Here is a 9,845-nt window from a genome sequence, read left to right on the forward strand (position 1 = left end):
CAAGGGAACTTCTACTGAAGCTTCTGCTCCGGCAGTAGCAGGTACAAATATGAAGATTGCCTACGTAGAAGTTGATTCGCTGCTCACTAAATATCGCTACTGGAATGACCTGAACGAACTGATGATTCAGAAGGAAGAAAAAATCAGAAAGTATCTGGTGGACTTTGCAAAATCCCATGCGCTGGAATATAAAGTGGATGAGGCTGGAAATGTCTTGATTTGCAAACCGGCTACCGCTGGTATGGAAAATCTGAAAAAAGTGGTGTTGCAGTCGCACATGGACATGGTATGCGAGAAAAATAACCAGACAGTACATAATTTTGAGACAGACCCGATTGAAACTTACATTGACGGGGAATGGCTGAAGGCGAAAGGTACCACACTGGGTGCTGACAACGGTATTGGTATGGCGACTGAACTGGCTGTGCTGGCTGCAGATGATATTCAGCACGGACCGCTGGAATGCTTGTTCACCGTGGATGAGGAAACGGGACTGACCGGAGCGTTTGCCTTGAAAGAAGGTTTCATGAGCGGGGATATTCTGATAAACCTGGATTCGGAAGATGAAGGAGAATTGTTTATCGGCTGTGCCGGAGGTGCTGGTACTACAGCTGAATTCCCTTGTCCGATGACAGCGGCTCCTGAAGGTTATTTCTTCTTCCGTGTGGCAGTTAAAGGATTGACTGGCGGACACTCTGGTGACGACATCAATAAGAACCGTGCCAATGCCAACAAGTTGCTCGACCGTTTCTTGGTAATCTTGATGAAGCAGTATGATTTGCGTCTGAGTCACATTGACGGAGGTAACTTGCATAATGCCATTCCGAGAGAAGCCCATGCCGTTTGTGCCGTGCCGATGGCTGATAAAGAAAATGTACGGGTGGCATTGAATATATTCCTGGCTGAGGTGGAGAATGAGTTTGCGGTGACAGAACCGAACCTGACCATGGAACTGGAGTCGGAAACTCCTTGTGCGGAAGTGATGGAGAAAGAAGCCATGGCACGCTTCCTGCATTCACTGTATGCCGTACATCACGGAGTGTATGCCATGAGTCAGGATATGGAAGGCTTGGTGGAGACTTCTTCTAACTTGGCTTCGGTGAAGATGCGCGACGGCAAGATTGTGGTAGTGACCAGTCAGCGTAGTTCTATCCTTTCTTCTCGTAAGGATATGTCGCAGATGGTACGTTCAGCATTTGAGTTGGGTGGAGCTACCTGTGTGACCGGGGACGGTTATCCGGGATGGAAACCGAATCCGTCGTCTGCTATTCTGAAGGTGGCTGTAGAAAGCTACAAACGTCTGTTTGGAGTGGAACCGAAAGTGAAAGCGATTCATGCCGGACTGGAATGTGGATTGTTTCTGGAGAAATATCCGTCATTGGATATGGTTTCTTTCGGACCGACGCTGCGTGGCGTGCACTCACCGGATGAACGCATGCTGATTCCTACGGTGGACAAGTTCTGGCGTCATCTGCTGGATGTGCTGGTAAATATTCCGGCTCGTTCATGAGAAAATTAATTTATAGCTTGCTATGGGCTGTGTGCGGCATGAGTGCCGCACCGGCTCAGGCACAGCATGCGTTCCGGGTGATGGAGTACAACGTGGAAAACTTGTTTGACTGCCGTCACGATTCCTTAAAGCAGGATACAGAGTTTTTGCCGGGGAGTGTACGGAACTGGACGTATAGTCGCTTTCAGGATAAGGTGAACAAGATTGGAAAGGTCATACTGGCAGCAGGAAAGGAGCAGGTGCCCGATTTGGTGGGCTTGTGTGAAGTGGAAAATGACTATTGCCTGAAAAGTTTGACTCGTTATTCTCCGCTTCGTGAAGTGGGTTATAAATATGTCATGACCAGCTCACCCGATGAGCGTGGCATCGATGTGGCTCTGTTGTATCAGCCAGTCTCGTTCCGCTTGCTCGCTTCACAGAAAATTCGTATTCCGTCAGATTCATTGGGTATGCGTCCTACACGGGATGTGCTGTATGTATCAGGGCGTGTGGTAAGCGGAGATACGTTGGATGTCTTTGTCTGTCATCTTCCCTCGCGTGTGGGAGGTGCAAAGAAAACAGATCCCTATCGTTTGTGGGTGGCCCGCAGAATCCGTCAGGCCGCTGGTTCGGTCATGGCTGAACGGCAGAATCCCCGTCTTATCATTATGGGGGACTTTAATGACTATCCTGATGGAAAGTCGTTGCAGGAAGGGCTTCGGGTGTCTGCCTTGTCTGAAAAGCCGCAGTTACGTGCCTTGTATAATCTGATGGAAAACCAGCAGGGAGGTACCTATCGTTATAAAGGAGAGTGGGGTGTACTGGATCAGATGGTGGTGAACGGTGGTCTGTTGCAGCCGGATGCTCATACAAGGACTTCAAAAGAAAAAACTTCTATCTTGCGTTTTCCTTTTTTGTTGGAAGAAGATAATGTGTATGGAGGGGATACGCCTTTCCGCACCTATAAAGGAATGCGGTATCACGGAGGATATAGCGATCATCTTCCGGTGCTGCTGGAACTGATAGTGGAAGAATAGAGTTGTTTCTCGCGCGCATTGAAAGTTGATATTATTGGCCAAATGAATATATGTTTTTTTGTCCTGGAGTTGCTTTTCTGAAAAAAACGTATATTTATTGCGAAATCAATCATTTGACTTTTACGTCACGTTATATATTAGTGGTAACTGTTGAAATGAAAGTGGAAAATGATGGTAGGGAAAATACGATTGTGTCAAACCATACTTTTGTCCCTAGGTTCCGATGGGATTATTATAATTCTGATGACTGGTATTACAATATATATCCATTTGTTCCCATTGAGAACTGATTTTGTTAACTTTTAATTGAAAGAATATGAGAACGGTTTTGAAATGTTTGTCCGTTGGGATACTATTGCTTTTCTTTTCCTGTAAAAATGAAGAGGCATTGCCGCTACTGAACCCGGAGAGTGAAATGTGTGAGATTCGTTTTTCTGGCTCGGCTTTTGATTTCCAATGGAACGGGAAAGCATTGGAAGTGAAAGATGCATGGGCATATCCCGTAGTGGAATTTGATGCGATAGAATCGGATACGACCAAACTACAGCTGACGATTTCATCCTTACTTCCGGATGACATTAAACTGGCGGTGGATGTAGTTCCTGGAGTGTCTGAAATTGTTTTTTCCGGAAAGTCTTCCGGAAAGCCTTATGATCTGGAGGTGGAAGGGTATTTCATGCCACAGGAAGAGGAGAAAAAATTGTCCATCACCTGCCGGTATCAGATGAACGAATCCTGTATCGAACTGGACACGCCTTATGATTTTCATTTTGGAGAGGACTGTCTGTCGTTAATCGTTGGTGGTCCGGGAGAAGTGGAATGGAACGGACAGGTATGGGAAAAAACGGATTTGGTGAAAGATGTGCTGCGCAAAATGGGGCAGAGGGTGGCTCAACGTACGGAGATGATGCGGGTGATATTTCATGCGGACGCTACGCTGGATGTCTGCAATATGATATTTCCAGTATGATACCGAACCGTATGAATTGGATTTTTACGCAGGAACAGTCTCGTTATGTGGAAACGGAACTGATTGGGGAGCCGCTGCCATGTTCAATTTTTTTCACCGATTTCTTTAATGACGGAAGAGACTTCCTGCCTATGTATTTTGCAAGGGGGGATAACTCCGGCTCATTGTATCTGAATATTGCCAGTCCGTATCGTCAAAGAGCTGTCTCGCGCTATATCAGATCTAAGGGAGCAGAAGGGATTCCGGAGGAAGAGGTAGAAGAAATGGAACTATTTTTCCAGATTATTCAGGAAGACGGTGCGTGGGAAGATAACACGTGGCTTTATTTGCTGCGTACCGAAAAGAGATAAGCATCGAAAGCATTAAGAATGAAAGCACTGTACAAGGAGTGAGTGTATTTGTTTCTCCTTGTGCAGTGCCCTTTAGGAATGTGCTTTGTGCAGTGTTATTTATATTGCTGGTGGAATTCCACTACTGCTTCTATTCCTTTTCTGAAAATGTCAAGTGAGAAATTCTCATTCGGGGAGTGGATGGCATCGCTTTCCAGTCCGAATCCCATCAGAATGGTTTTGATGCCCAGAATCTGTTCAAAATCGCTGATGATAGGAATACTTCCTCCACGACGTACGGCCAGTGGTTTCTTACCGAAAGCTTTTTCAAATCCTTTTTCTGCAGCTTGATAAGCCGGATGGTCAATCGGGCATACATAGCCTTCACCTCCATGCTGAGGAGTGACTTTCACTTGTACATAGTCGGGTGCCTGCTGAGTGAGGTAGTCTACAAACAACTGGGAGATTTTTTCATGCTGTTGGTGAGGGACCAGACGGCTGGAAACCTTGGCATAGGCTTTAGAAGGCAATACAGTCTTGGAACCTTCGCCGGTATATCCTCCCCAGATACCGCAGACATCGAATGACGGGCGGCAACTGTTGCGCTCCAGTGTGGAATAGCCTTTTTCGCCTTTCAGGGCTTTCACCCCGATGGCTTCCATGTATTTTTTCTCGTCGAACGGAATTTGGGCAATCATTTCGCGCTCGGCAGTTGGTACTTCTTCTACATCATCATAGAAATGAGGAATGGTAATACGTCCGTCCGTATCGATGACCTTTGAAAGTAAATCGCAAAGTACGTTGATAGGGTTGGCCACTGCACCACCAAAATGCCCGGAATGAAGGTCACGGTTCGGGCCAGTTACTTCAACTTCCCAGTAAGCCAGTCCTCTTAGTCCGGTAGTGAGGGACGGCAGGTCGGCTCCTAACATGCTGGTGTCGGATACTAAGATCACATCGGCTTTCAACAATTCCTTGTGTGCTTTCAGGAAAGCATTCAGGCTGGGCGAACCGATTTCTTCTTCTCCTTCAAAAATGAATTTTACATTGTGACGGAGCAGTCCTTCATGTACGAGGTATTCAAATGCCTTGACTTGAATCATGGACTGTCCTTTATCATCGTCGGCACCGCGTGCCCAGATACGACCGTCACGAACTTCCGGTTCAAAAGGCTGGCTTTTCCATAATTCCAACGGCTCGGCCGGCATCACGTCATAATGCGCATAGACCAGTACGGTAGGAGCGTCGGGGCTGACGCGCTTTTCGGCATAGACTAACGGATGTCCTTCTGAGGGCATGACCATTGCTTCATCGGCTCCTGCTTCGAGCAGTAGCTGACGCCAGCGTTCCGCACAGGCCAGCATGTCATCCTTATGTGCAGGAAGCGCACTGATGCTGGGAATACGGATAAGGCTGAACAGTTCGTTCAGGAATCGTTCTTCATTTTCTTGGATGTATTGTTTGATTTCCATGGTATTTTTATTTATAAGTGCGTAGTTTTATTGAGCAGATAATAATCGAGTATTGTCATGGCTGCCATAGCTTCCACAATGGGGACTGCACGGGGTAATACGCAAGGGTCGTGACGTCCGCGGGCTTTCAGAATGGTTTCGTTGGCATGGATGTCAACTGTTGGCTGTTCCATCAATACCGTAGCTACCGGCTTGAAGGCTACGCGGAAATAAATGTCCTGGCCGTTGCTGATACCTCCCTGAATACCTCCTGAGCGGTTGGTGTGGAAGGCTATTTTATCTCCGTCACGATAGAATATATCGTTTTGCTGGCTGCCTTTCATCTCCATGTGACTGAAACCTTGTCCGTATTCAAAGCCTTTGACAGCATTGATGCTGAGCATGGCATTACCCAAAGCGGCATGAAGCTTGCCGAAAACCGGCTGTCCTAATCCGATGGAGCAACCTTGTATGACACAGCTGATAACACCACCGATGGTGTCGCCTTCTCCTTTTGTCTGGTAAATGTAGTCAGCCATCTGCTTGGCAAGTTCCTGATCCGGACAGCGTACCGGATTGTTTTCGATGGTGCTCAAATCGTATGCAGTATAGTCTTTATCCAACTTGAATTCTCCTACCTGCGAAGTGAAAGCTGTGATGCGAACGCCGAGTTGTCGCAATGCCAGTTTGGCAAGAGCACCGGCCACTACACGGGCGATGGTTTCACGCGCTGAAGAGCGCCCGCCTCCCCGGTGGTCGCGTATACCGTATTTTTGAGTATAGGTAAAATCGGCATGAGAAGGACGGAATACGTCTTTCATGTTGTCATAATCGTTGGAGTGCTGGTTGGTATTCCATACCACAAATCCGATGGAACATCCGGTAGATACTCCTTCATATATTCCGGAAAGAAATTCTACCTGGTCGGCTTCTTTTCGTGCTGTGGTAATGGCCGATTGTCCGGGACGGCGTCGGTCCAGTTCCTGTTGAATAAAATCCATGTCGATGGCGATACCTGCCGGAAATCCGTCGATAACTCCGCCTATAGCTTTTCCGTGTGATTCACCGAAACTGGTGAGACGGAAGATATTTCCAAAAGTGTTGTTGTACATCGTTGTGTAGTATAATTGATTGTGATTAGAATCTGCTTCCAGCGCCACCGCCTCCGAAGCTTCCTCCTCCAAAACTGCCGCCGCTGAAGCCTCCTCCTCCTCTTCCGAAGCCACCTCCAAAGAACGGACCTCCAAGGAAGGGACCTCCGTTACCTCCCCGGTGATGAAAATCGTCGTCATCGACTTTTCGGTGAGTGTGACGTACGTGTCCGCAGTTGCTGCACAGATAGGTGATTTCTTCGGTACGTACGCTGCCTACGCGTGAAATGGTACGGACCGAAACCTGTTGCAGGGTATGCTTATGGCAATTCGGACATTTATTTCGTTGGCGTGCAGAATACCATAATAAGGCAGGTACAAGGATAAAGCAGCATCCCAGGATGATGAAAATCAGCAGTCCGTCTGATTCACTTTCGGGAGGAGTGGGAGCCCCGGAACTTTTATCCAGTATTTGTCGTACGGCCTGAATACCGGCTACCATACCGGAATCCCAGTCACCTTTACTTAAATAGGGATTCATGTAACGGGTTTGGATGCGTTTGCAGATGGCATCGGGCAATATGCCTTCCAGCCCATATCCGGTAGCAAACTGGATACATCTTTCTTCTGTGACCAGCAGAATGACCAGTCCGTTGTCTTTTCCTTTCTGACCTACTCCGTTTTTTTCTCCCAGTTGGTAGGCAAAGTTGAAACAATCACCTCCTTCTATCTGTCGTACGGCTACGACCACGGTCTGGATACCGGTTTTTTGTTCCAAGGCAAAAAGGGTGGTATCCATTGCAGCTACGGCAGCATCGCTTAGAATACCGTCAGGATTGCTGACATACCGTGTCCGGTTTTGCAGGTGTACCATGGGAATATCTTCTACCTTGTATCCTTCAGCCCGTAAATTGCTGAAGACAATTGTCAGTAAAAAGAGTATTCCGAATAAAGAAATACGTTTCATTGTGAAGAGGGTCGGTTAGAACTTCACTTCAGGTGCCTTTTCACTACCTTCTTCAGCTTCGAAATAAGGACGCTTTTCAAAACCGAACATGCTTGCGACGATGTTTTTCGGGAAACGGCGAATACTGGTGTTATATTCACGTGCGGTTTCGTTGAATTTACGACGTTCTACGCTGATACGGTTCTCAGTTCCCTCCAACTGTGCCTGCAATTCCTTAAAGTTTTCATTGGCTTTCAGTTCCGGATAGTTTTCCGTCACAGCCAACAGTCGGCTCAATGCACTGCCCACAGCTCCTTGTGCTTTCTGATAGGCTTCAATTTTTTCAGGGGTCAAATCTTCTATGTCGATGGTCATTTGGGTAGCTTTTGCTCTGGCAGATACCACTGCATCGAATGTCTCTTTTTCATGTGCAGCATATCCTTTAACAGTATTGACCAGGTTTGGAATCAGGTCTGAGCGTCTCTGATATTGGTTTTCTACATTGCTCCATGCAGTGCCTACGGTCTCTTCCTGAGTGACTAAAGAATTATACGAACTGACGCAGTAAATCACAAGAACAGCTACTACTGCGATAACAATAATCCATGTTTTTTTCATACGTGTTATTTATGTTTTATGATTAGTTTCAGTGGCAAACATACATAAAAATCTCATTTTTTGCGTATCTTTGCCCAATAATTTTGATAAGTTGTAATATTATATATGAAGAATATCCGAAATTTTTGCATCATTGCGCACATAGACCACGGTAAGTCTACACTGGCTGACCGTTTGCTGGAATATACGCAGACAATTAAGGTTACAGAAGGACAGATGTTGGACGATATGGACCTGGAACGTGAACGTGGAATCACGATTAAGAGTCATGCCATTCAGATGGAGTATAATTATAAAGGTGAAAAATACATTCTGAACCTGATTGATACTCCGGGACACGTGGACTTTTCATACGAAGTGTCTCGTTCCATTGCAGCCTGCGAAGGAGCTTTATTGGTTGTCGATGCTTCTCAAGGTGTGCAGGCGCAGACTATTTCGAACTTGTATATGGCATTGGAGCATGACTTGGAGATTATTCCGGTGATGAACAAGTGTGACATGGCCAGTGCGATGCCGGAAGAGGTGGAAGATGAAATCATCGATTTGTTAGGCTGCAAGCGTGAAGATATTATTCGTGCATCGGGAAAGACCGGTATGGGTGTAGAGGATATTCTTCAGGCAGTGGTAGAACGTATCCCGGCTCCAGTAGGTGATGAGAATGCACCGCTGCAGGCTTTGATTTTCGATTCTGTCTTCAATTCATTCCGTGGTATCATTGCATATTTTAAGGTGGTAAACGGCGTTATTCGTACAGGCGACAAGGTGAAATTCTTCAATACAGGAAAAGAATACGATGCCGACGAAGTGGGTGTATTGAAAATGGATATGGTTCCTCGGAAAGAGTTGCGTACGGGAGATGTAGGATACATTATTTCCGGTATCAAGACTTCTAAAGAGGTGAAGGTGGGAGATACCATTACGCATATCAGTCGTCCGTGTGATAAGGCAATCGATGGATTTGAGGAGGTAAAGCCGATGGTATTTGCCGGAGTTTACCCGATTGAGGCAGAAGATTATGAGAATCTGCGTGCTTCTTTGGAGAAACTTCAGTTGAACGATGCATCTCTGACTTTCCAGCCGGAATCTTCTTTGGCATTAGGCTTCGGATTCCGTTGCGGTTTCTTAGGATTGCTTCACATGGAAATTGTGCAGGAGCGATTGGATCGTGAGTTTGATATGAATGTGATTACCACTGTTCCTAACGTATCGTATATGATTTACGATAAGCAGGGAGGAGTGCAGGAAGTACATAATCCGGGAGGAATGCCCGATCCTACGTTGATAGACCACATTGAAGAACCTTATATTGATGCTTCCATTATTACGACAACAGATTATATTGGTCCGATTATGACGTTGTGTCTGGGTAAGCGCGGAGAACTGGTGAAACAGGATTATATCTCAGGTAATCGTGTGGAATTGCATTACAAGATGCCTTTAGGTGAGATTGTGATAGATTTCTATGATAAGTTGAAGAGTATTTCTAAGGGATATGCTTCTTTTGACTATCATCAGTCAGGTTTCCGTCCTTCTAAATTGGTGAAGCTGGATATTCTGTTGAATGGAGAATCGGTTGATGCCTTGTCTACGTTGACTCATTTTGATAATGCGTATGATTTGGGACGCCGGATGTGTGAGAAACTGAAGGAGCTGATACCTCGTCAGCAGTTTGAAATTGCGATTCAGGCGGCTATCGGTGCAAAGATTATTGCGCGTGAAACCATTAAGGCAGTTCGTAAGGATGTGACGGCTAAATGTTATGGAGGTGACGTAAGCCGTAAGCGTAAGCTCTTGGAGAAGCAGAAAAAAGGGAAAAAACGTATGAAGCAAATTGGTACGGTAGAAGTTCCTCAAAAGGCATTTTTAGCGGTTCTTAAGCTTGATTAAGCTTTTGATTTCCCGTAAAAAGCGTCA

9 protein-coding genes are annotated in these 9,845 nt (G+C 46.1%); 5 read left to right on the forward strand and 4 right to left on the reverse strand.

Features of this window, described 5'->3' with window-relative positions:
* Positions 1–49 precede the first annotated feature (49 nt).
* The 4 genes from ACMJ0U_RS07895 (at position 50) to ACMJ0U_RS07910 (ending at position 3,846) form a co-directional block, all read left to right on the forward strand.
* Positions 50–1,510, forward strand: coding sequence for an aminoacyl-histidine dipeptidase (locus ACMJ0U_RS07895; RefSeq protein WP_417129421.1), 1,461 nt, complete (start codon positions 50–52; stop codon positions 1,508–1,510).
* Between the two features lie 38 nt (positions 1,511–1,548).
* Positions 1,549–2,526 (forward strand): endonuclease/exonuclease/phosphatase family protein, encoded by a 978-nt coding sequence (locus ACMJ0U_RS07900; RefSeq protein ID WP_417129423.1) that lies wholly within the window; start codon positions 1,549–1,551, stop codon positions 2,524–2,526.
* Positions 2,527–2,914: 388 nt separating this feature from the next.
* The gene (locus ACMJ0U_RS07905) at positions 2,915–3,496 is read left to right on the forward strand and encodes a hypothetical protein (protein ID WP_417129411.1); all 582 of its coding nucleotides are present in this window, start codon (positions 2,915–2,917) and stop codon (positions 3,494–3,496) included.
* A gap of 11 nt (positions 3,497–3,507) precedes the next feature.
* Entirely contained in the window at positions 3,508–3,846 is a 339-nt protein-coding gene (locus tag ACMJ0U_RS07910) for a hypothetical protein (protein WP_417129413.1), read from the forward strand.
* 95 nt (positions 3,847–3,941) lie between these two features.
* On the opposite strand, the gene ACMJ0U_RS07915 is transcribed toward ACMJ0U_RS07910, so the two are convergent.
* The 4 genes from ACMJ0U_RS07915 to ACMJ0U_RS07930 are packed head-to-tail and all read right to left on the reverse strand — an operon-like array spanning position 3,942 to position 7,931.
* On the reverse strand, positions 3,942–5,297 hold the full coding sequence (locus ACMJ0U_RS07915) for a dipeptidase (protein WP_417129415.1): 1,356 nt from the start codon (positions 5,295–5,297) through the stop codon (positions 3,942–3,944).
* Between the two features lie 11 nt (positions 5,298–5,308).
* On the reverse strand, positions 5,309–6,388 hold the full coding sequence (aroC, locus tag ACMJ0U_RS07920) for a chorismate synthase (RefSeq protein ID WP_417129425.1): 1,080 nt from the start codon (positions 6,386–6,388) through the stop codon (positions 5,309–5,311).
* A 25-nt stretch (positions 6,389–6,413) separates the two neighbouring features.
* Positions 6,414–7,334, reverse strand: coding sequence for a TPM domain-containing protein (locus tag ACMJ0U_RS07925; RefSeq protein WP_417129417.1), 921 nt, complete (start codon positions 7,332–7,334; stop codon positions 6,414–6,416).
* A gap of 15 nt (positions 7,335–7,349) precedes the next feature.
* Entirely contained in the window at positions 7,350–7,931 is a 582-nt protein-coding gene (locus ACMJ0U_RS07930; protein ID WP_117673840.1) for a LemA family protein, read from the reverse strand.
* 105 nt (positions 7,932–8,036) lie between these two features.
* On the opposite strand from ACMJ0U_RS07930, the gene lepA reads away from it, so the two are divergent.
* Positions 8,037–9,818, forward strand: coding sequence for a translation elongation factor 4 (lepA, locus tag ACMJ0U_RS07935; RefSeq protein ID WP_417129419.1), 1,782 nt, complete (start codon positions 8,037–8,039; stop codon positions 9,816–9,818).
* Positions 9,819–9,845: the final 27 nt, after the last annotated feature.

The organism is Phocaeicola sp. (assembly GCF_048170425.1).
GTDB lineage: Bacteria > Bacteroidota > Bacteroidia > Bacteroidales > Bacteroidaceae > Phocaeicola.

What these genes read in the sequence shown, in the direction of transcription:
- ACMJ0U_RS07910 (WP_417129413.1), top strand. Translation starts at nt 3,508, where the DNA reads ATGAATTGGATTTTTACGCAGGAACAGTCTCGTTATGTGGAAACGGAA.
- ACMJ0U_RS07930 (WP_117673840.1), bottom strand. Translation starts at nt 7,931, where the DNA reads ATGAAAAAAACATGGATTATTGTTATCGCAGTAGTAGCTGTTCTTGTG.
- ACMJ0U_RS07915 (WP_417129415.1), bottom strand. Translation starts at nt 5,297, where the DNA reads ATGGAAATCAAACAATACATCCAAGAAAATGAAGAACGATTCCTGAAC.
- ACMJ0U_RS07895 (WP_417129421.1), top strand. Translation starts at nt 50, where the DNA reads ATGAAGATTGCCTACGTAGAAGTTGATTCGCTGCTCACTAAATATCGC.
- ACMJ0U_RS07925 (WP_417129417.1), bottom strand. Translation starts at nt 7,334, where the DNA reads ATGAAACGTATTTCTTTATTCGGAATACTCTTTTTACTGACAATTGTC.
- lepA (WP_417129419.1), top strand. Translation starts at nt 8,037, where the DNA reads ATGAAGAATATCCGAAATTTTTGCATCATTGCGCACATAGACCACGGT.
- ACMJ0U_RS07900 (WP_417129423.1), top strand. Translation starts at nt 1,549, where the DNA reads ATGAGTGCCGCACCGGCTCAGGCACAGCATGCGTTCCGGGTGATGGAG.
- aroC (WP_417129425.1), bottom strand. Translation starts at nt 6,388, where the DNA reads ATGTACAACAACACTTTTGGAAATATCTTCCGTCTCACCAGTTTCGGT.